Here is a 22,673-nt window from a genome sequence, read left to right as displayed (position 1 = left end):
TTAAATATTACTATTACTTAAATTATGTCTAATAAATTTTTTTGAAAATTTTACGATTTTGAACTACTTATTTTGAGACATTTTTAAATTTTATGGCTTATAAAACGTTGATTTAACGGCGTTTCATTGTATTTTAAAGAATTTGTATAAAAAAAGAATAGAAAATAGTTGACATTAAATGAGTCCTGAATATAATAAGAGTATAACCTATAACAACCCCAAGGAAAGGAGGTTAAGATGTGCAATATCATTAAATTTGAATTTTACGACATTCAAGGTTTTATTACTGAAGGTAAGATTGGTATGCATAGAGTGGAGGAACTGGCGATTCCGAAAGATATAAGTTTGGATGATATTTTGGATGATTTGGACGAGAGATATGGAGAGTCTCTTACTGATCAGACTGAATTTTTCAATTCAATTTTTATATTTGCATGCGTGAGGCTAGAGGAAGACCAAAAGCACTTTAAGGTTCTCAAACGAAGTTCTGCTTTGTTTGGTGAGACGATTGATACGATAAATGAAATTTGTTTATATTTGAATCGTCACTTTGAAGATGCGATTGGCACATAGGTAGTACATTTTGTTTAAAGCATTACACATATTTGTTCATAGCACAGTTTATTAATTGATTATAATTGTAGTTAAGCTTAATTTTAATGTGATATTGTACGTTTTCTCTTTTTGAAAGGGTTATTATAGGTTATAAAGAATTTTAGAGGGATTTAAATGATTCAAAGAATGTTTTGGGGAGTTTTAGGTTTATAAATTTTTCATGGCGTTAAAATTATACTTTATAAGATTTTAAGCACTAAATAAGAGAAGTTTTCATAATCAATGGGGAAATCGATTATGAGTTTAGAAGATATGAATAGATAATATATTTTAGTATTGATTACACATTTGTGTGATAAGGAATTTATATCGTGTGAATTTCAGATATTTCAGTAAAACATGTAAAAACGGAAAATAAGGCCCTTAAGGTGTGAACCTTAAGGGTCTTTGTTTACATTTTTTTAAGTTTTGTATTTATTTTTTTACTTTGCTGAATATTGAGATACATAAATATAAACCAGATAACGAGGAATATCAGTGCGAAGGTTGTGAGTCCGCCAATGAGTGGTGCTGGTTGTAATGGTATCCAGTTATTAATTGTTGATACGATAAAGAACGTAATGATACTGCCGCCTAAATGAATGATGAGTTTGAATAAAAGTGGTATTTGATCGATTTCATAAACTATTGGTAGAAATCCACAAATGGCACCGAATATATAAACGCTGAATACTGCTTGGAAGTCAATTGTTACTTCAAATATTGCGATGAATATGAGCATAATGCTGCTTCCTATACCGATACCTTGTAGAATAGATTTAAAGATTTTGTTCATAATGTTCTCCTCCTTATATACCTAATATTTTAGTTAAATTTTTAACATACCTTCTTGAAATGGTTACTTTTTTATTATTGGATAAAGTTGCATATAAATTCCCTGAGAATGACGGTGATACTTTGGTGATATGTTCTATGTTGACGATAGACGATTTACTAATTTGTACGAACTTCTGCTTAGGCAAAGTTTGTTGTAAGGCAGTGAGTGACATTCGAGTTGTGAGTGTTTCACTGAGTGTTATGATGTTCAGTTGTTTATCAAAGACTTCTGCAAAAATGATATCTTCTTTTAAAATAAGTGACGTTCCTTGTGATGTCTTAATACCTATTTTATGGTTGGATGTTTCAAATTGTTGAATATACGTTAATAGGTTATGACCAAGTTCCTGTTCAAAGGTTCTGATTGAAATATCCGTCGTCGTTTGTGAAGTGTCGATGTTTAGTTGAACGTTGAATGGCTCTGTCATAGCATAACCTCCTTTGGTTATATAGTATGTTGTATCACATTATTTGTCAGTAGTTATGTCATAACCGGTTGAATATACGGTGTAAGTGGTTAGGTAATGATTGTATAGAAAAAGCTTCCTGAACTTGTCTTATTGAGACAAATTGAGGAAGCTTAATTTTATATTTTTAACATGCTTCGGAAACCTCTTGCGCCATAATAAGAATCAGCGCCATTATGGTAAGTGAATACTGTGTCATAACGTAAATCACAGAATAATGCACCGCCAAGGTCTCTAATTTTTGCAGGTGTTTCAATCCAACTAGATGTTTTCTTATCAAATTCACCGAGTGTTTGTAAATGTCTATATTGTTCTTCATTAAGTAATGTAACGTTCATTTCATGAACCATGTCCATTACGCTTGTTTCTGGTTTATGTTTCTTTCTAGATTCTAATGCTGCTCTATCGTAGCAAACACTTCTACGACCTTTAGGACTTTCTTTCGAACAGTCTACGAATATATAAGCATCGTCTTCAAATCCTATTACATCAGGCTCTCCTTCAGTTTGTTCCATTTGATTAAGGGACCATAATTTTTCTGGATGTTCATTTAATCGTTTTTCTACATCTGACCATTCTATATTTTTATGACGTTCTGGAAATTTTTCGAAACGCTTTTGTAAAGTTGTAAGCAGTTCAGCTTGTTCTTCTTGTGAAAGTTTTTGAGTTGTCATAAAATACCCCTTTTTTATTTTATTGTAGCAAACTATGAAGCGATTAAAAGCAATATGTGATTAGGCTTTATCTTTTGTATTTAAAAAGTTTAAAAATTCGTCTCCCCAGTCACAAATGCCATTAACAACAGGTTCTAAATCTTTGCCTATTTGTGTCAGACTATATTCAACTTTAGGTGGTACGACCGGATATACGGTACGATTTACGATATGATCGTCTTCAAGTTCTCTCAATTGCCTAATAAGCATACGCTGATTAATATCTGGTAGTTTCTTTTCTAATTCGTTGAGTCTAAGAGGTGACACTTGTAATAAATGCCAGATGATTGGTATTTTCCAACGACCTCCAATAACAGATAATGCTAAGTCTTTAGAATTATAATATTCCGTTTCTTTATAGTTAATTAATACCATAATACAACCCCATTTCTTCACTAAGTGACATATTTGTCAGTATTGCATAATTTTATACATTGTATCACAATTATTAGTGTAAAGTAATATAGATAAAGGAGATATGATTAATATGAAATTACAATTAGCAATTGATTTATTAAATAAAGAAGAAGCAGCTCAATTAGCACAACAAGTTGAGGAATATGTAGATATAGTAGAAATCGGTACACCTATCGTTATTAATGAAGGATTAGGTGCAGTAGAAAAATTAAGTCAATCTGTTAAAGATGTTCAAGTATTAGCTGACTTAAAAATTATGGATGCTGCTAGTTATGAAGTAAGCCAAGCTGTTAAATTTGGTGCAGATATTGTAACAATTTTAGGTGTAGCAGAAGATGCTTCTATTAAAGGTGCAGTTGAAGAAGCACATAAACATGGTAAAGAATTATTAGTGGATATGATCGCAGTTCAAGATTTAGAAAAACGTGCGAAAGAATTAGATGCATTAGGTGCAGATTATATCGCTGTGCATACTGGTTACGATTTACAAGCTGAAGGTATATCACCATTAGAAAGCTTACGTACAGTTAAATCAGTTATCAAAAATTCAAAAGTAGCAGTAGCAGGTGGTATTACACCAGAAACAATTCAATCTGTTGCTGATGAAAATCCAGATTTAATTATTGTTGGTGGAGGAATTGCTAACGCAGACGATCCAAAAGCAGCCGCAAAATTATGTAGAGAAATTATTGAAGGTAAATAATATGAGCCGTTATCAATTAATATTGGATGAAATTACGCAAACATTAAATCAAGTAGACTTGAAGGATACTGAGCAATTCGTAAATAGCTTGTTGTCAGAAGATCCAGTGTTTGTAGCAGCTAAAGGACGTTCTGCATTTGTTGCGAACAGTTTTGCTATGAGATTGAATCAATTAGGTAAGAAAAGTTATGTAGTAGGTGAGACAAGTACACCTTCTATTCAAGAAGGAGATAAATTATTGATTGTCTCCGGTTCAGGATCAACAGCTCACTTGAAATTACTCGCACAAACAGCAAAAGATATCGGAGCGAATGTCATATTAATTTCTACAAAAGAACAATCACCAATCGCTGAAATAGCAGATGACGTGATCGTTTTACCAGCAGGTACTAAATATGATGAAAAAGGTTCAGAACAACCACTAGGAAGTCTGTTCGAACAAAGCACTCAATTATATTTAGATAGTATCGTAATGGATTTAATGGAACAATTAAACGTAAGTGAAACATTTATGCAAAATAAACACGCGAATTTAGAATAATAGAGGAAACCGTCTGAAACATTCAGACGGTTTCTTACTTTTTATATAGAGATGAGTGTTGATGGAGGTGTGAACATTGCAAGTGAGGTGCGACTAGCAATATTGGAGGTGTGAATATTGCAAGTGGGGTGCGACTAGCAATGTTGGAGGTGTGAATATTGCAAGTGGAGTGTGACTAGCAATGTTCAGGACCTTGTATTTATCAAGACTAGTGAAACAAGATAAATAGCGGCCTCATATTTATCAAGACAGGTAAAACAAGATAAATAGGCGCCTTGTATTTATCAAGACTGGTGAAACAAGATAAATAGATGCCTTGTATTTATCAAGACTGGTGAAACAAGATAAATAGATGCCTTGTATTTATCAAGACAGGCGAAACAAGATAAATAGAGGCTCTGTATTTATCAAGACAGGCGAAACAAGATAAATAGAGGCTCTGTATTTATCAAGACTCCCTAAACAAGCAACATAGAGCTCCCGTATGTTGCAAGACTCCCCAAACAAGCAACATAGAAGCTCCGTATATTGCAAGACTGCCCAAACAAGCAACATAGCGCCTTCGTATGTTGCAAGACTGCCCAAACAAGCAACATAGAGCTCCTGTATGTTGCAAGACTGGCCAAACAAGCAACATAGCTCGCCTGTATGTTGCAAGACATACAAAACAAGCAACATACAGACCTCATACAGACCTACCAACTCACTCCGACCTCTATCTTTTTATAATCTATATCTCTAAATTCTCAATATACTAATATAACAAACAATGGTATTACGACTGAGCTGATTAAGGCTGTTAGAATCATGCCGATTGAACTGAAGGCTGCTGATTCGATATCTGTTTCTAATATTTTGGCTGTTCCAATAGCATGTGATGCATTGCCATAAGTGAGTCCTTTGGCAATGGATGTTTGGAATTTGGCTATTTTGATAAGATATGATCCCAGCATACTTCCTATTAATCCTGTACCTATAATAAACAACACGGCTAAGCTATCTATTCCGCCTATTTGTTGTGAAACTTGTACACCGACTGCTGCTGTTATAGATCTTGGCAACAAGGATGCAATCATTTCTTTTGAATAACCGAATATATTTAAAATCGTAAACATTAAAATAATATTAATCGTTATCCCAACTAATACACTTGTGATAATGACTTTAAAATGTTGAACAATCATTTTTCTATATAAATATAGTGGATATGCTAAACATACAACTGTGCAATTTAAAAAGTCATAAATCCATTGTCCGCCGACCATATAGTCGTTGTAATTATATCCAAATAACACAAGTACACATATAATCGCAATGGATGAAACGAGTGCAGGATGTAGGATGGCAATCTTGAATTTTTTCTGTATAAATAATGCGAATATGTACATGACAACTGTTAAAAGAATCATTAAAAGAGCTTTAATCATCATGATTGATCACCACTTTCTTCTATATGATTCCTTTTTAACATTTTCTCAGCTATGTATCCTGAAGAGAGTGCAACAATGCATGTGCTTGCGATGACTAATACAATTAAAAAGATAAACTGTGCGTTTATTTGGTCAACTAAATTCATAGCACCGACGATTGATGGGATGAAGAAGAAAATCATCGTACTTAATAATAAATTTGCGCCATCTTTAATCCATTCTTCTTTTATAATTTTAAATTGTAATAATAAGAAAAGTATCACAAGTCCGATAATGCTACCTGCAATAGGTATGTTTAATGTGTCTTGAATCCAACTACCCAGAACGGTAATAAAATAGATCATACATATTTGGAGTATGATTTTTATGAATTTATAAATCATGACAACTCAATCCTTTGAACATTTTATGATGATATTTATTTATTATAGAACTGATTGGTATATTTTGAAATGCTATCGGACGGTCTTTTTATTTTTAAAAGTTTGCAATTAGTGGTTCAATAGACTTAACAATTAAAAGATTGGAGCGAATCATATGCCAAAATTAATTTTATGTCGACATGGGCAAAGTGAATGGAATGCGAAAAATTTATTTACAGGTTGGGCAGATGTAGAGTTATCAGAGCAAGGGTATAATGAAGCGAGAATCTCAGGTGAAAAATTATTAAAACAAAATATCGAAATAGATGTTGTATATACATCACTTTTAACAAGAGCAATTGAAACCACATATTTATTATTGAAACATTCTCACCAACTTTGGATACCAGTTTACAAAACGTGGCGTTTAAATGAACGTCATTATGGTGGACTTCAAGGTAAAAATAAAGATCAAGCACGAGAAGAATATGGTGAAGAACAAGTGCATATTTGGAGACGTTCTTATGATACAAGACCGCCGGAAGCGGATGAAAAGTTACGAGAAGAATACTTGAATGATAGAAGGTATGAAATGTTAGATAGAAGAATCATGCCAGTTACAGAAAGTCTTAAAGATACATTGGATAGAGTCATCCCATATTGGATAGATCATATTTCAACAAGTTTATTAAACCATCAAACAACTTTAGTTTCTGCACATGGTAATTCTTTAAGAGCACTGATTAAGTATTTAGAAGATATTCCAGATGATGAAATTTCAAACTTAGAAATCAAAACAGGTGCACCATTAATATATGAATTAGATGAATCTTTAAAAGTGATAGACAAGTATTATTTATAGGTTATAACGCATGATAAAAGTAAAATAAAAGTTTAATTTCACATAAAGCTTTACTTTCAATCATTTATAGCGTATAGTGGGTAGCAAGTGATATTTCGAGATTAAATTAATTGGTAGTTTTATTCATAGTTAATAAAGTCCATTTAAGTTTGAAGATTGATTATTGCAAATATACGTGCAAAAGCACAATAGGAGGACTTTTATTATGAATAAAGGTACAGTAAAATGGTTTAACGCAGAAAAAGGATACGGATTTATCGAAGGAGAAAATGGTAACGACGTATTCGTACATTTCTCATCTATCCAAACTGAAGGTTACAAATCATTAGACGAAGGTGCTTCAGTTACTTTCGATATCGAAGAAGGACAACGTGGACCTCAAGCAGTTAACGTTATCAAAAACTAATATTTAACCAATTAGTTAAACACTTCATAACTTTGTTATGGAGTGTTTTTTTTATATTAAAATAGAATTGATAAACAATTCTGAATATAATCATTCGCTTTATCGGCTGTGAAATGGTTAAATAAGTATAACAACATATAGGAGGTAAACGTTATGACAGAAATCCAACATTTAACAGTAGGAAGCAAAGACGCAAACATAACAATTGAGGCATTTATTAATTTTGCATGCCCATATTGTTTAAATTATTTTGCAGCAGCTGACGAAGTTTTAGAACCTTATATTAATGAGAATAAAGTACAATATATCGTTAAGCATTTTGATAAGACGAAACAAAGATTGCTTAAAGGAACTGTTGCGAATATTTATCTGGATTACGATGACCCCGAAGAAACTTTTAAAATAATACGATACCTATATGAAACACAAGACGAATGGACATTGAATTTTGAAACGATAGAAAGAAAAATGGAACATGAATTAGGCTTGTCACCACAAAAAAATGCAGACGACCGATCCTTAGCCATTATGCAAGAAACATTTGAAAGAGGGATTAAAGGCGTACCAACCGTTTTTATAAATGATGAAAAATTTGAATTTAATCCTGTAGAAGATGACAAAGAGACAATACAAGAAAAATTAAGAAATGCATTAGGAAGTATATAATGAAGCGGTGAGAACGCACGAAGACTCCGAGATATCGTGCGCAAAGGTGCGAAATCAGGGTGTATCGCACGAAGACTCTGAGATATCGTGCGCAAAGGTACAAAATCAAGGTGTATCGCACGAAGACTCTGTAATATCCCCTATAGAGCAGACATCAAAAAAACTAAAACTCTATAGGGGGTATTTTTATGTATAAAACTAGACTACCTGTTGAACTATATCAGGAAATCTTCGATTTGCATGAAAAAGGTTATTCCTTTCAAAATGTAATTGATAAGTTAAATCTAGATATTAGTGATAGTGTGATTCGATTTAAATATAAAGTGTATAAGCAACATGGTATAACAGCACTTATAAATAAGAATCGAAATAAAATCTATACACGTGAATTTAAAGAAAAAGTTGTTAAAGAATATCTAGAGACTAATAAGACGTATTCAGATCTAGCAGCCTATTACAATATTTCACATCACGCTACTTTAAAAAATTGGGTGGTAAAGTATACTGAAGGAAAGGAAAATAAATCTTATTTTCCATATCTGGAGGTAGACACTATGAATACTAGAAAAACAACATTTGAAGACAGAATTGAAATAGCTAAATATTGTATTGAAAATAATAGAGACTTTAATAAGACAGCTGAAAAGTACCAAGTTAACTATTCACAAGTCTATAATTGGGTAAAAAAATATGAAAAACATGGTGATATTGGTTTAGTAGATGGTAGAGGTAAAGGAAAACCAGTTGAAGCTTTAACTAGAGAAGAAGAACTTGAATTAAAAATAAAAGCACTTGAACAAAGAAATAAATTTCTCCAAATGGAGAATGAGGTATTAAAAAAGCAGGAAGAAATAGAGAGGCAGTTGATGAATCGAAAATCAGGCAAATAGCAGCATACAAGACAATCGAAGCATTAAAAGATAAGTATCCAATCAAATGGATATGCGCCGCACTTGAAATATCGAGAGCGAGTTATTATAAATGGAAAAACAGAGAGGTTTCAGAATCTGAAAGATTCAATAACGAATTAAAAGATGAGATTTTTAGGATTTATCATGAACATGATGGCATATATGGATATAGAAGAATTTATATTTATTTGAGACTATATACTAAATTCCAGGTTAATCATAAACGCGTATATAGAATTATGAAGAAGTACGGATTAAAAGCTGTCATTAGAAAAAAGAGAAGGCAATATAAACTTAGTAAGCCAGAAATCACTTCTCAAAATATCCTTAATAGAGAGTTCACAACAACTAAAGTTAACAAAGTCTGGTTAACAGACGTGACAGAATTTAAATTAAAAAATGGATCTAAAGTGTATTTAAGTGCTATTTATGATTTAGGTGCTAAAAAAGTCATCAGTCATGTAATCTCATCTCAAAATAATAATAAACTAGTATTGGATACCTTTAACAAAGCCATAATTAAAAGAAATACCGAAGGCATTATATTTCATAGTGACAGAGGATTCCAATATACGAGTGTTCTATTTAGAGAGATGATTAAAAATGCTTCTATGAAGCAAAGCATGTCTCGTGTAGGTAGATGTATTGATAATGGTCCTATGGAAGGCTTTTGGGGGTTACTCAAATCAGAGGTATTCAAAGACAAACCTCAAACATTCAATGATATAAAACACGCCACAAAGCAAATAAGCGAATATATAAAATTTTATAATTCTAAAAGAATTTCATTAAAAATGGCTGCGCTTATAAAAGCACAGCCAACAAATTGATTGCTTTTTTTAGTGTCTACTTGACAGGGTTATGTTCACTCTGAGATATCGTGCGCAAAGGTGTGAAATCAAGGTGTATCGCACGAAGACTCTGAGATATCGTGCGCAAAGGTGCAAAAGCAGGATGTATCGCACGAAGACTCCCAACCTAAAACTTGTGTATAGCAAGGTATAAAAACCATGCTATACAGAGTTTTTTTTATATTTACAGAAAATTATAAGTTGACTGAATTATTCGAAAGATATAAAATTGAAGATATTTTTAATTTTAGAGAGAAGGTATATCGTGTCAAATCAGTCATATAGACGTGATATGAAACAACGTCATATTATGTTATTAAGTTTTGGTGGTGTAATTGGAACGGGGTTATTTTTAAGTTCTGGTTATACTTTGCAACAAGCGGGTCCGTTAGGTACGATGTTATCTTATGTCGTTGGTGCTATTCTCGTGTATCTCGTTATGCTATGTCTCGGACAATTAGCGATTGAACATCCGGTGACAGGCGGATTTCATGTTTATGCTTCAAAATATATACATCCTTCAATAGGATTTATTGTCGCTTGGTTTTATTGGTTAACATGGACTGTAGCACTTGGTTCAGAATTTACGGCAGTGGGTATTTTAATGCAGAAGTGGCTACCCGATGTACCTGTATACATATTTTCAAGTATTGCGATTATACTTGTCTTAGCTTTTAATATTGTATCTACGAAATTCTACGCTGAAGTTGAATTTTACTTTTCTTTAGTAAAAGTGTTAGCGATTATACTGTTTATTTGTTTAGGCGCTCTCACGTTATTCGGGCTTATTCACTACAGTGGTTATAACGGTCTAGATACAATTAAATCACGATATACGAATCCAACATTCCCGAATGGCTTAGGTGCGGTATTCTTAACGATGTTAGCAGTTAACTATGCATTTAGTGGTACGGAACTGATCGGTATTGCAGCAGGTGAAACGAAAAATCCTAAAAAAGTCATTCCGAAAGCGATTAATGCAACGTTATGGCGATTGATCATTTTCTTCATTGGAACGATGGTTATTATTTCTATTCTCATACCAAGTTATCAAGGGAAATCTTTAGAAAGTCCATTTGTTGTCATCTTTCAAAATATGGGTATTCCGTATGCTGGAGATATTATGAATTTAGTCATTATTACTGCATTATTATCAGCAGCCAATTCAGGGTTGTATGCAGCTAGTCGAATGGTTTGGAGTCTTTCAAATGAAGGCATGTTCCCTAAATATTTTAAGAAACTAAACAAACATCAAATGCCGATACGCGCGACTATTTTTAGTATGTGTGGAGGTTTACTGGCATTATTCTCAAGTATTTATACTGCAGATACATTATATATCGTACTTGTTTCTATAGCAGGTTTAGCTGTCGTTATCGTATGGATGAGTATTTGTTTATCTTATTTCAATGCGAAAAGAGCAAATAAACATTTGAAAATTCATCAAAGTGTACCAATCATTGGCTTTATACTTTGTTTAGTGTCATGTGTTGGTATGATCTTTGATTCGAACCAATCACCAGCACTATATTTCGGTATTCCGTTTGCGATAATTGCGATTGTATTTTATTTTGTAAAATATCATAAAAAGGACGGTCAGATCATTGAGACTTCTGAATAAAATTAAACAAGAACGCACTTTAGTATTAGATGGTGGATTAGCCACAACATTAGAAGGTTATGGCTGTGATTTGAATTCGTCATTATGGTCTAGTGAAGTGATCATTCATGAACCTAATAAAGTGAAACAAGCGCATCAAGCATTTACAGATGCGGGTGCTGATATTGTATTAACAAGTACTTATCAAGCAAGCTTTGCTACATTTGAATCGATTGGTATGCAAACGTCAGAAATAGAACATTTATTTGATGTAGCTGTCGAACAAATAAAATCATCTGTAACGGACGAACAAGTTATAGTAGGTAGTTTAGGTCCATACGGTGCATATTTAAGTGATGGTTCAGAGTATACTGGGGCATATGAAGTATCCACAGAAGATTATATCGACTTTCATCAAGCACGTATCCAAGCACTAATTGATAGAGGTATATATGATTTTGTGTTTGAAACGGTGCCTAACTTTAATGAAATAAAAGCAATCGTTGAACATATCATTCCTCAATATTCAGATGACATCACATTCTGGATATCATGTACCGTTAATGATGAAGGCAATTTATCTGATGGTACTGACTTTGAGACGGTATGCCAATATATTAAAGAGCATGAAGCGCGTCTGCCTGTATTTGGTGTGAATTGTTCAAAGATTGAAAGTGTTGATAAAGCAATTGAAAAAGGATTGACGGCATTACCACAAGTCATTGCTGTTTATCCGAATGGTGGTAAGACATTTGATCCAGTAGAGAAAGTTTGGGTAGGTCAAGGAGATCATGCATTGCTTGCTCAAAAGTCTAAAGAGTGGATATCGCAAGGTATTCAAATTGTGGGTGGATGTTGTGAAACAACGCCACAAGATATTCAACACATTCATCAAGCGATTAAATAAAGTGTATAATTTCTTTATTTGGGTAAGGATGAGGCATCTTGTGATGTCTCATCCTTTTTATGTGTGTGATGCCCTGAAGTACTGTTGTTACAGCGATTATAAGCTTTTTGAATAATAATCATTTCTTTATGAAAGCCCTTTACTTGATAATTTTTAAAATACAATAGTAAAATGTTTTATAAGAGGTATTTATCTCTTATTAGGTTTATATTTTTAGGAGGTATGAAGGATGGTAGTAGAATTTCACAATGAACCAGCAACAGATTTTACAAATCAAGAGAATCAACAAGCGTTTAAAGATGCATTAATAAAAGTTAAATCTGAATTTGGGAAAGAAATTCCTCTAGTAATAAATGGTGAGAAGATTTATACAGATGATAAGTTTGAATCTGTAGATCCAGCAAACCACCAACAAGTACTAGGTACAATTTCAAAAGCTTCTAAAGAACAAGTTGACCAAGCGATGGAAGCGGCTAAAGAAGCCTATAAGACTTGGAGAAAATGGTCTCATAAAGAAAGAGCCGAATTATTAATTAGAGTTTCTGCAATCATTCGCAGAAGAAAACATGAACTTTCTGCATTAATGGTTTATGAAGCGGGTAAACCATGGAATGAAGCAGATGGAGATACAAATGAAGGTATTGATTTTATTGAATATTATGCGCGTTCTATGATGGAGTTGGCTAATGGTAAGCCAGTCTTTGATAGAGAAGGGGAGCATAACCAATATATTTATAAACCAATGGGTCCTGGTGTTACAATTCCACCTTGGAACTTCCCATTTGCAATTATGACAGGTACAACAGTTGCACCAATTATTGCAGGTAATACAGTATTACTTAAACCAGCAGAAGATACACCATTAATTGCTTATAAATTAATGGAAATTTTAGAAGAAGCAGGTCTTCCAAAAGGCGTTGTAAACTTTGTACCAGGTGATCCGAAAGAAATCGGTGATTACTTAGTCGACCATAAAGATACACACTTTGTAACATTTACTGGTTCAAGAGCAACAGGTACACGTATTTTTGAAAGAGCAGCTAAAGTTCAAGAAGGCCAAAACTTCTTAAAACGTGTTATCGCTGAAATGGGCGGTAAAGATGCAATTATTGTAGACGAAAATACAGATACTGATTTAGCAGCTAAAGCAATTGTAGATTCTGCATTTGGCTTTTCTGGTCAAAAATGTTCTGCATGTTCTAGAGCAATCGTGCATAAAGATGTTTATGATGAAGTTCTAGAAAAATCAATTGCATTAACAAAAGAACTTTCAATTAATCATACAGAAGGCGGTTCTGATGTATACATGGGACCTGTCATTAATAAAAAACAATTCGATAAAATTAAAAATTATATCGAAATTGGTAGTAAAGAAGGTAAGTTAGAAGTTGGCGGTAAGACTGACGACAGTAAAGGTTATTTCGTACATCCAACAATTATTTCTGGACTTAAATCAAGTGATCAAATTATGCAAGAAGAAATCTTCGGACCAGTTGTTGGCTTCACTAAAGGCGATAACTTTGAAGAATTATTAGAAATTGCTAATGATACAGATTACGGATTAACAGGAGCAGTCATTACAAATAATCGTGAACATTGGAGACAAGCATGTGAAGATTATGACGTAGGTAACTTATACTTGAACAGAGGTTGTACATCAGCAGTAGTAGGTTATCATCCATTCGGAGGCTTCAAAATGTCAGGAACAGATGCTAAGACAGGAAGCCCAGACTATATGCTAAACTTCTTAGAACAAAAAATCTTATCAGAACAATTCTAGAATAGATAAAGAGAGGGAGCGGGACAGAAATCTAATTTGTATAAAAAGATTTCGTAGTCCCGCCCCGGCAAGGATGACTAGAGTTGAAAAAAGCTTGATACAAGCGCATTTTCAATTCAGTCATCTACTGCCAATATACTAAAACAGGCTGAGACATTACTTTATGTCCCAGCCTGTCTTTCTTTTTGATGAGTAGTTTATGTTGTTAGGGACAGAATTCTGAGAAATGTCCGTAAGAGGGGTTGTTAGGGACAGAATTCTGAGAAATGTCCGTAAGAGAGGTTGTTAGGGACATAATTCCGAGAAATGTCCGTAAGAGAGGTTGTTAGGGACATAATTCTGAGAAATGTCCGTAAGAGGTGTCGTTAGGGACATAATTCCGAGAAATGTCCGTAAGAGGTGCTGTTAGGGACAGAATTCTGAGAAATGTCCGTAAGAGGTGCTGTTAGGGACAGTATTCTGAGAAATGTCTCTAAGTGAGTGCTCACCTAATTACTAGAATTCAGAATAATGGAAGTTAGCGCGTTCTAATTACCAGAATTCAGAATAATGGAAGTTACAGCGTTCTAATTACCAGAATTCAGAATAATGGAAGTTACAGCGTTCTAATTACCAGAATTCAGAATAATGGAAGTTAGCGCGTTCTAATTACCAGAATTCAGAATAATGGAAGATACAGCATTCTAATTACCACAATTCGAAATAATGGTAGTTACAGCATTCTAACTACCACAATTCGGAATAATGGAAGTTACAGCATTCTAATTACCAGAATTCGAAATAATGGAAGTTAGCGCGTTCTAACTACCACAATTCAGAATAATGGAAGATACAGCGTTCTAATTACCAGAATTCAGAATAATGGAAGATACAGCGTTCTAATTACCAGAATTCAGAATAATGGAAGTTAGCGCGTTCTAATTACCAGAATTCAGAATAATGGAAGATACAGCATTCTAATTACCACAATTCGAAATAATGGTAGTTAAATCCCCACCTACATCCCAACACACCTCAACCCATCGCCACACATCTCTATCAAATCTCATTTTAAGTTAAGATTTCTTCTGCTAGTAATTGATATGATTTTTTCTTGGCTTCGAAATCATAAATATTTGTGATAATCATAAATTCGTCTGTTTGATATTCTTCTGCTAGTTGGTTAAGTTGTTTTTTCACTGTCTGTGGTGAACCTATAATACTTCTTTTTCGGTTCGTCTTAATGAGTTCTAATTCTTCTTCTGTATAATCGTCTATATTGATTTCTTCTGGTGGTTGAACTTTTGTTCCTAATCCTTTACCTACGTTTAATAACCATTTGTCTTGTGATATGGCTAATTGTTCTGCTGCTTCGTCTGTTTCTGCACATACTACAAAAATACAAACAATGGTTGAGGGTTCTTTCATATTAACGGATGGTTTAAAGTCTTCGTAATAGCGTTTCATAGCGATTTCTTTATATTTAGGATTTATAAAGTGACCGAATACAAATCCAATACCTAATTGTGCTGCGTTTTTAGCACCATTTTCAGTTAAACCTAATAACCACATTGTTGGAGGATTGTCTATGCGTGGTCCTGCTTTGACTAGTCTAAATTGATGATCTCTAGGTAATGAATTATGCAAGAATCCTTGTAAGTCAGATGCTTGTCTGTAAAAGTCATCAATTGGTTTAATATGATCATCGGTTAAAGCTTTTTGTGTAATTGGAGAACCACCTGGTGAATTACCAAATCCTAAGTCGATACGATTAGGAAATAATGCAGATAAAGTCTTACCATTCTCTGCAATTTTATAAGGATTATATTGTGGTAATAATATGCCACCAGAGCCAACTCGAATACGTTCAGTTGAAGCGGCAATTTGAGTCATCAAGATTTCTGGTGATGAACTTGCGAGACCACTCGTATTGTGATGTTCAGCAACCCAATATCTGTGATAACCTAAAGACTCAGTCCATTGTGCCAATGCGATAGTATTTTGTAATGTTTCTTCAGGTGTACTTCCTTTAGAAATGGGTGCTTGATCTAATACACTTAATTTCACGTTATAACGCTCCTTATAATTGACGTTTGTATTTTAATGAAATGTAGTTTTCATTTTCTGGTAAAGTATACATTGGTTTTTCATATTGATATTTAAATCCTTTAGCTTCATAAAAAGGAATACCCATATGGTTTCCTTTACTTACTGAAACCCACTGTTCTTTGGCACCTCTTCTTATTTGATCTTCTGTAATAATATTTAATAAACCTGAACCGATGCCTTCTCGTTTACGCGTTGGATCCAAGTATAGGACATATAATTCAGAGATATGTGTTTCTCTAAAACCGCCGCCACCAGCGCCAACAATTTGTCCATTATCTTCAGCAACAAACCAACCATTCCAATATTGATCAATATTCGTGATTTCTTTTGAAACGCGTTGTTCATTGTAAAATTCATTAATAATTTGTGTGATGTATTTTTCAGGTAGTATATCTTTATATGTCACACGATATCCATCAGAACAAACTTTTATAATACCCTGTACATCATTAATTGTGGCCATTCTATACTCCATATGTATCACCTTCGTAATTTATTTAATTCTAGTATATCTTATCTTTAAAATTTTTAACTATTTTTGCTTATGTGTATGGTTATTTTTTTAAAAGTGTATATAATTGATAATGTATATCAATTAGAAAGTGGGAAACATAATTTGAAAAAGCTTATTATAGGATTGTTAAGTTGTATTTTACTTCTAAGTGCGTGCTCAAATAGTTCAAATGATACGAAAAAGTCTGAATCGAATGAAACGAAAGATTACAAACTAGAGAACGGGAAGACGATTCAAGTTCCTAAGAAACCTAAGAAAGTTGCTGTTTTAACAGCTTTTTATGTAGGGGATTTTATTGAATTAGGTATTAAGCCAATTGCTGTGCCGGATTGGACGAAAGACTCATCTATTATTAAACCACATTTAGATGGAGTAGAACTCGTTGGTGATGGGAATGTTGAGCAAGTAGCGAAACAGAAACCGGATTTAATTATTGTGGATGCAATGGATAAAAATCTTAAAAAATATCAAAAAATTGCACCAACCGTTCCTTATACGTATACAAAGTATAACCATAAAGAAATTTTAACAGAGTTAGGGAAGTTAACTGGTAAAGAAGATAAAGCTAAAGATTGGATCGACAAGTGGAATAAAGAAACAGCTAAAGATAAAAAAGAGATTCAAAGTAAAGTTGGCGATTCAACTGCATCAGTATTTGAACCAGACTCAAAAGAAATCTTTATTTATGAAAGCAACTGGGGACGCGGATTAGACATTGTACATGATGCATTTGGCATGCCAATGACTAAAGAATATGAAGCTAAAGTTAAAAAAGGCGGAAAAGGTTATGAATCTATTTCTAAAGAAGAAATTTCAGATTATGCCGGAGACTATATCTTCTTAAGTAAACCATCATACGGTAACTTTGATTTTGAGAAAACAGCAACTTGGAAAAACTTAGACGCTGTAAAAAATGATAGAGTCATTACGTATAAAGCAGAAGATTATTGGTTTACAGATCCACTTACATTAGAACAACTTAGAGTAAAACTTAAAAAAGAAATTCTTAAAAAAGCTGAATAATATAACGACTAAATACCTACTATGATTAAGACAATCTATAGTAGGTATTTTTTATATCCCACCCCAAATATTCAATACTAAACACCAAAATGATATTATACGTTAAAATAACAATAGGATGGTAGTTGAGGGGAGTGTTATTGTGGAGAAGACTTTATTGCAATGGCATAGAGATGTTGCTGAGCAAATTTTGAGTATCCATTTAAATGTGTTTAATGTTGAAGATATTGAAGATGTTGTTAAAGTTCTTGCGACACCGTTTGATAATGTGAAATCAAAAAAGTTTCAACGAAAGATTTATAAATGGATAAAGGGTCTAAGTTCTAAAAAGATTTATCATATGATTAATGGTTATGGTATTCATTTTATGGTGATGAAATTTCATAATATAAATGAGATTATTTTGTTTGGTCCGTTTGTATTAAAGCGACCATCAGAGAAAGAATGTCTAAGTATGTTAGAAGAACAAATGCGTTCTAGTGCAGATTTAAAAATATTAAAACATTATTTAACGGGAATTTCTGCTGGTCATTATCAACAGATTGTTCGCTTTGCTAAATTAGTCGGGCGCCATGTTCATCAACAAAAAAGAAATTATGATGTTGTTGAGGTACATATGGATGAAACGGATCAAGACCAAATCATTCAACAACCAATTTCAAAGACTTATTTACTTAAAGAATTAGAGGAGCGCTATAAACTTGAAAATCAAATGATGCTCGCTATGCAATATGGGAGAGTTGAAGAAGTACTAGAAATAAATAGGAAGTTAAATGATAAAGTTCAAGGACTTGAAAGATTGAGTACAAAAATGGATAACTTCTTATATGCTGCTACTTTAACGAATACACTTGGTAGAAAAGCGATTGAAGCGGCTGGGGTAGATTATTTAACGATTGATGATATGTCCAAATCCCATGCGAGATTAATTGCTAATACGTCTGATGTTAAAGAAAGTGCATTATTGTTAGAAGAAATTTGCTGCAATTATGCTAAAGCTGCACAAAAAGTACGGGCTATTCAATATTCAGCACATGTTAAATCAGCTGTACAATATATTCATAAATACATTCATACAGACATTTCTTTAGATGATATTTGTGAAAATCTAGGTGTATCAACATCATATTTATCAAGACTATTTAAACAAGAAGTCGGCAAAAGTGTAATTCAATATATTAATGAGATTCGTTTAGACCTCGCAAAAGACTTGTTGATTAAGACAAATATGAATATACAAGAAATTGCAGCATATATCGGTTTTCAACATACACATTATTTTATTAGTTTGTTTAAAAAAGTGTATGGTCAAACGCCATTAAGTTATAGAAAAACGTTAAAAACTGAAAATTCACATAATTAAGTTCGTAATTGTGTTATAAATAGCGAAATATTGATATTATAATGTGTGGTTTTTCGTATAAATTAAAAAGAAAAATGTCACTTATCGTATCATTTTATGGCAACAGGTGTGGGGGTGCGATATTGCTATAATCCTTGATATATAAGCGTTTTTAGAGTCGTTTCAATTTTTGTAACAACGTTGTTATTTTGAGTGATGATTTTCATCGAATGCTAATAGAATTATAATGAACTCGTAGATTCGAGTTTATTTATGTAAGCGCTTACCCAAATTATTGAGGGGGTGTTGTTATTAGCATCGCAAAAACAACAACTAGTCACCAAGTAAAAAAAGGGAAAACAAAAATTGAAACATTTAAGGATATTAACAAACCTAAACTATCTTTAAGAGAAAAAATGGCTTATGGTGCCGGAGATTTTGGTAATGGTCTCATGTTTGATTTAGGTTTAATTTATTTACTGAAGTTCTACACAGATGTATTAGGTATATCATCATTCTACGGAGGTTTAGTGTTCTTAGTTGCTAAACTTTTTGATGCTTTTGTTGATACAGGTGTTGGAGCATTAGTAGATTCTAGAAATAAAATCGGTCCAAAAGGTAAATTTAGACCATTTATATTATATGGTACTTTACCACTTGCATTTTTAACGATTGTTTCATTTATTTCACCTGATTTTTCTGATCAAGGTAAAATTATTTGGGCGTTTGCGACATACTTATTATTTAATGTTGCCTATTCAGTAGTCAATATACCATATGGTTCATTATCAGCTTCAATGACTTTGAATTCAGATGATAGAACACAATTATCTGTATTTAGGAATTTCGGTTCTCAAGGTGCGATGTTTATAACAGGTATCATCGTTATTCCAATGATATCGCTCTTTGATAGTGTATCTGTTGGTTATCCAGTCGTGATCGGTGGGTTAGCTCTGATAGGTGTGGTATTCCATATTCTATGTTACAAAGGTGTTAAAGAAAGGTTTATCGTTGAAAGAGATGAAAATGAAAAGAAAGGCAGTGAATTAAGAGCGTTTAAAGGTCTTTTTAAAAACGGACCTTTTATCGTTTTAATTATATTTACATTGCTCAGTATTACATCACTCTTCTTAAAGCAACAATCACAACTGTACTATTTCCAATACGTGTTAGGCGAACAGAATTTAGTAGGTATCGTAAGTGTATTAAATATTATCACGTTAATTCCGGCATTATTCTTAACAACTTTTCTTAATAAAAAATTTGGTAAGAAATATACCGCGATTATCGGGCTTTTAGGGTTTGCGATTGCTGAAGCGGCAAACTTCTTAATCAGTGGTGAACATGTGATAACATTCTTAGTTATTAACTGTATATCTCAATTTTTCCTTGTTATACCGAATACAGTTGTTTGGGCTTTTATTAGTGATATTGTAGATTATTCACAATGGAAGACAGGTGTTAGATCTGAAGGGATTATTTATTCAAGTTATAGCTTTGCGCGTAAAGTATCACAAGCATTAGCTGGTTTTATTCCTGGTATGGCTTTAACGATTATCGGCTATCAACCGAATGTACAGCAAACAGCAGGCACAATACATGGTTTGAAAATACTTTATTTCATCGTGCCAGGCGTTGCAGTATTATTAGCACTCATCATATTTGGACTGTTCTATACGCTTACAGATAAAAAACATAAACGAATTGTTTCAGAACTCGCATTATTTGAAAAACTATAATAAATAGATAAAGGAGAATGTTATATGCTATATCCAATTATGACAGAAACGAGAAACGTGATTGATTTATCAGGTATTTGGTCTTTTAAATTGATTGAATATAAAGGTGAATATGACGTTACAACTGAAATTGATACAGATTTACAAATGGCAGTGCCAGGTTCTTATAACGATCAAGGTGTTGTATCATCTATTAGAAATCATGTCGGTAAAGTGGTCTATGAAACAACTTTTACAATTCCTAACGTATTACAACAAGAACGACAAGTGCTCAGATTTGGTTCAGCTACACATGAAGCAGAAGTATTTGTGAACGGTCAAAAAGTTGTGTCACATCGAGGTGGATTCTTACCATTCGAAGTTGAAATCAATGATGTTGTACAAAAAGGGAAGAACCGATTAACAGTTATTATCAATAATATTCTAGATGACTCAACACTTCCAGTTGGTAATTTTAAAGAAGTTAAAGATTCAAAAGGAAATATTAAAGCAGTCAATGAACCGAACTTCGATTTCTTTAACTATGCAGGTTTACATAGACCAGTGAAAATTTATACAACGCCAAAAGAACATTATATAGAAGATATCGTTATCGTACCGCATGTAGATGGTCAGAATGCACAAGTAGAATATACGGTTAAAGCATCAGGTAATCAATTTATACAGGTGGATATTATAGATCAAGATGGTCGTATCGTAGCATCTGAAAATGGTGCGGAAAGTACTGTAGAAATTGAAAATGTTCATTTATGGCAGCCAGGTGATGGTTATCAATATACGTTAGCAGTATCTATTAAAGCTGATGATGAAGTCATAGATTATTATGAAGAACCATTTGGTGTAAGATCAATTGAAGTGAAAAATGGCCAGTTTCTCATTAATGGTGAGCTGTTCTACTTTAAAGGGTTTGGTAAACATGAAGATACTTATTATCATGGAAGAGGTTTGAATGAAGTTTCTAATATTCAAGATTTAAATTTAATGAAATGGATAGGAGCCAATTCATTTAGAACTTCACATTACCCATATTCTGAAGAAATGATGCGTCTTGCTGATGAACAAGGTGTAGTCGTGATTGATGAAACAACAGCAGTCGGTGTGCATTTGAATTTCTCAGCAGCATTAGACGGTAGTCAAAATACAGATACATGGAAGAAAATTAGAACGAAAGAAGATCATGAGCAAGTGATTAAAGAATTAATTGCTCGAGATAAAAACTTAGCATGTGTTGTGATGTGGTCGATTGCAAACGAACCAGACTCTGCTTCATTAGGGGCAAAAGAATACTTTGAACCACTAGTGAATCTTGCAAAAGAACTAGATCCGCAAAATAGACCATGTACGATTGTGACATTACTTAATTCATTACCAGACGTGTGCCAAGTGCAAGACTTAGTAGATGTTATTTGTCTAAATAGATATTATGGATGGTATGTACAAAGTGGTGATTTAGAAGCGGCAAAAGAAGCATTGCGACAAGAATTAGACGGCTGGCTAGAAAAACAACCAGACAAACCAATCATGTTCACAGAATATGGAGCAGATACAGTAGTTGGTTTACACGCAATAGATGATATTATGTTTACAGAAGAGTACCAAGTTAAGTATTACGAAGCAAACCATGAAATCATTGATCAATGTCCTAATTTTGTAGGAGAGCAAGTATGGAATTTCGCAGACTTTGAAACAAGTAATGGTGTCATTCGCGTACAAGGAAACCGTAAAGGTATCTTTACTAGAGAAAGAAGACCAAAAGCAGTCGCACATTACTTCAGAAAACGCTGGAATAACATACCAGACTTCGGATATAAGAAGAAATAAGTGTGAAGTAGGTGTCGTTAGGGACAGAATTCTGAGAAATGTCCGTAAGAGGCGTCCCTCTAATTACCACAATTCAGAATAATGGAAGTTTATTATGGA

General features: G+C 33.2%; 22 protein-coding genes. 14 read left to right on the top strand and 8 right to left on the bottom strand.

Annotated elements, in window-relative coordinates:
* The first annotated feature begins 237 nt into the window (after positions 1–237).
* Positions 238–573: a hypothetical protein gene (locus tag LQ622_RS12980; RefSeq protein WP_037589869.1), complete on the top strand. Its 336-nt coding sequence runs from the start codon at positions 238–240 to the stop codon at positions 571–573.
* 433 nt (positions 574–1,006) lie between these two features.
* Here LQ622_RS12980 and LQ622_RS12975 read toward each other — a convergent pair whose 3' ends face one another.
* The 4 genes from LQ622_RS12975 to LQ622_RS12960 form a co-directional block, all read right to left on the bottom strand.
* On the bottom strand, positions 1,007–1,390 hold the full coding sequence (locus LQ622_RS12975; RefSeq protein WP_075578408.1) for a DUF3021 domain-containing protein: 384 nt from the start codon (positions 1,388–1,390) through the stop codon (positions 1,007–1,009).
* A gap of 13 nt (positions 1,391–1,403) precedes the next feature.
* Positions 1,404–1,859, bottom strand: a complete 456-nt coding sequence (locus LQ622_RS12970) for a LytTR family DNA-binding domain-containing protein (RefSeq protein WP_239775347.1) — start codon at positions 1,857–1,859, stop codon at positions 1,404–1,406.
* A gap of 158 nt (positions 1,860–2,017) precedes the next feature.
* On the bottom strand, positions 2,018–2,572 hold the full coding sequence (locus tag LQ622_RS12965) for a DUF4256 domain-containing protein (RefSeq protein ID WP_204196760.1): 555 nt from the start codon (positions 2,570–2,572) through the stop codon (positions 2,018–2,020).
* Positions 2,573–2,632: 60 nt separating this feature from the next.
* A complete protein-coding gene (locus LQ622_RS12960; protein ID WP_239775345.1) occupies positions 2,633–2,986 on the bottom strand; it encodes a winged helix-turn-helix transcriptional regulator in 354 nt (117 codons plus the stop codon).
* A 112-nt stretch (positions 2,987–3,098) separates the two neighbouring features.
* On the opposite strand from LQ622_RS12960, the gene hxlA reads away from it, so the two are divergent.
* Together hxlA and hxlB are read left to right on the top strand one after the other, a co-directional pair.
* On the top strand, positions 3,099–3,731 hold the full coding sequence (gene hxlA / locus LQ622_RS12955; RefSeq protein ID WP_239775343.1) for a 3-hexulose-6-phosphate synthase: 633 nt from the start codon (positions 3,099–3,101) through the stop codon (positions 3,729–3,731).
* Between the two features lies 1 nt (position 3,732).
* Complete coding sequence (gene hxlB / locus LQ622_RS12950) at positions 3,733–4,272, top strand: 6-phospho-3-hexuloisomerase (protein ID WP_239748896.1); 540 nt, start codon at positions 3,733–3,735, stop codon at positions 4,270–4,272.
* 746 nt (positions 4,273–5,018) lie between these two features.
* Here the strand turns inward: hxlB and LQ622_RS12945 are convergent.
* Together LQ622_RS12945 and LQ622_RS12940 are read right to left on the bottom strand one after the other, a co-directional pair.
* The gene (locus LQ622_RS12945; protein ID WP_037560005.1) at positions 5,019–5,702 is read right to left on the bottom strand and encodes an LrgB family protein; all 684 of its coding nucleotides are present in this window, start codon (positions 5,700–5,702) and stop codon (positions 5,019–5,021) included.
* Positions 5,699–6,085 carry a CidA/LrgA family protein gene (locus LQ622_RS12940; RefSeq protein ID WP_126476389.1) on the bottom strand — a complete coding sequence of 129 codons (387 nt, stop codon included), beginning with the start codon at positions 6,083–6,085 and terminating at the stop codon, positions 5,699–5,701. Before LQ622_RS12940 ends, LQ622_RS12945 begins: the two co-directional genes overlap by 4 nt.
* 154 nt (positions 6,086–6,239) lie before the next feature.
* On the opposite strand from LQ622_RS12940, the gene LQ622_RS12935 reads away from it, so the two are divergent.
* The 7 genes from LQ622_RS12935 to pruA all read left to right on the top strand — a co-directional run bounded on the left by LQ622_RS12935 (position 6,240) and on the right by pruA (position 14,047).
* The gene (locus LQ622_RS12935) at positions 6,240–6,926 is read left to right on the top strand and encodes a 2,3-diphosphoglycerate-dependent phosphoglycerate mutase (protein WP_049320582.1); all 687 of its coding nucleotides are present in this window, start codon (positions 6,240–6,242) and stop codon (positions 6,924–6,926) included.
* A gap of 205 nt (positions 6,927–7,131) precedes the next feature.
* On the top strand, positions 7,132–7,332 hold the full coding sequence (locus tag LQ622_RS12930) for a cold-shock protein (protein ID WP_025905033.1): 201 nt from the start codon (positions 7,132–7,134) through the stop codon (positions 7,330–7,332).
* 153 nt (positions 7,333–7,485) lie between these two features.
* The gene (locus tag LQ622_RS12925; RefSeq protein WP_126476388.1) at positions 7,486–7,998 is read left to right on the top strand and encodes a thioredoxin domain-containing protein; all 513 of its coding nucleotides are present in this window, start codon (positions 7,486–7,488) and stop codon (positions 7,996–7,998) included.
* A 188-nt stretch (positions 7,999–8,186) separates the two neighbouring features.
* Positions 8,187–9,739, top strand: a protein-coding gene (locus LQ622_RS12920) for an IS3 family transposase (protein WP_239775341.1) whose coding sequence is annotated in 2 segments (ribosomal slippage) — positions 8,187–8,861 and positions 8,864–9,739 — 1,551 coding nt in all. Because the reading frame shifts where the segments join, the coding sequence is not laid out codon by codon here.
* Positions 9,740–10,052: 313 nt separating this feature from the next.
* The gene (locus LQ622_RS12915) at positions 10,053–11,381 is read left to right on the top strand and encodes an amino acid permease (protein ID WP_269154481.1); all 1,329 of its coding nucleotides are present in this window, start codon (positions 10,053–10,055) and stop codon (positions 11,379–11,381) included.
* Positions 11,365–12,267, top strand: a complete 903-nt coding sequence (gene mmuM / locus LQ622_RS12910; protein WP_126476386.1) for a homocysteine S-methyltransferase — start codon at positions 11,365–11,367, stop codon at positions 12,265–12,267. The genes LQ622_RS12915 and mmuM overlap by 17 nt, the downstream gene beginning before the upstream one ends.
* A gap of 229 nt (positions 12,268–12,496) precedes the next feature.
* Positions 12,497–14,047: an L-glutamate gamma-semialdehyde dehydrogenase gene (pruA, locus tag LQ622_RS12905; protein ID WP_037589857.1), complete on the top strand. Its 1,551-nt coding sequence runs from the start codon at positions 12,497–12,499 to the stop codon at positions 14,045–14,047.
* Positions 14,048–15,097: 1,050 nt separating this feature from the next.
* On the opposite strand, the gene LQ622_RS12900 is transcribed toward pruA, so the two are convergent.
* Both LQ622_RS12900 and LQ622_RS12895 read right to left on the bottom strand, forming a co-directional pair.
* Positions 15,098–16,093: an LLM class flavin-dependent oxidoreductase gene (locus LQ622_RS12900; RefSeq protein WP_239763331.1), complete on the bottom strand. Its 996-nt coding sequence runs from the start codon at positions 16,091–16,093 to the stop codon at positions 15,098–15,100.
* 13 nt (positions 16,094–16,106) lie between these two features.
* Complete coding sequence (locus tag LQ622_RS12895) at positions 16,107–16,598, bottom strand: GNAT family N-acetyltransferase (protein ID WP_239763318.1); 492 nt, start codon at positions 16,596–16,598, stop codon at positions 16,107–16,109.
* A 153-nt stretch (positions 16,599–16,751) separates the two neighbouring features.
* Between LQ622_RS12895 and LQ622_RS12890 the strand changes: the two genes are divergently transcribed.
* The 4 genes from LQ622_RS12890 to uidA all read left to right on the top strand — a co-directional run bounded on the left by LQ622_RS12890 (position 16,752) and on the right by uidA (position 22,574).
* Positions 16,752–17,672, top strand: a complete 921-nt coding sequence (locus LQ622_RS12890) for an ABC transporter substrate-binding protein (protein ID WP_239763317.1) — start codon at positions 16,752–16,754, stop codon at positions 17,670–17,672.
* Positions 17,673–17,814: 142 nt separating this feature from the next.
* A complete protein-coding gene (locus LQ622_RS15185) occupies positions 17,815–19,035 on the top strand; it encodes a helix-turn-helix transcriptional regulator (RefSeq protein WP_239763316.1) in 1,221 nt (406 codons plus the stop codon).
* Positions 19,036–19,430: 395 nt separating this feature from the next.
* Positions 19,431–20,753, top strand: a complete 1,323-nt coding sequence (locus tag LQ622_RS12880) for a glycoside-pentoside-hexuronide (GPH):cation symporter (RefSeq protein WP_275589948.1) — start codon at positions 19,431–19,433, stop codon at positions 20,751–20,753.
* Positions 20,754–20,777: 24 nt separating this feature from the next.
* Positions 20,778–22,574 carry a beta-glucuronidase gene (uidA, locus tag LQ622_RS12875; RefSeq protein WP_239763314.1) on the top strand — a complete coding sequence of 599 codons (1,797 nt, stop codon included), beginning with the start codon at positions 20,778–20,780 and terminating at the stop codon, positions 22,572–22,574.
* Positions 22,575–22,673: the final 99 nt, after the last annotated feature.

The sequence above is a fragment of the Mammaliicoccus sp. N-M50 genome, assembly GCF_022386995.1.
GTDB lineage: Bacteria > Bacillota > Bacilli > Staphylococcales > Staphylococcaceae > Mammaliicoccus > Mammaliicoccus sciuri_A.
This window is presented reverse-complemented; position numbering and strand designations above follow the sequence as displayed.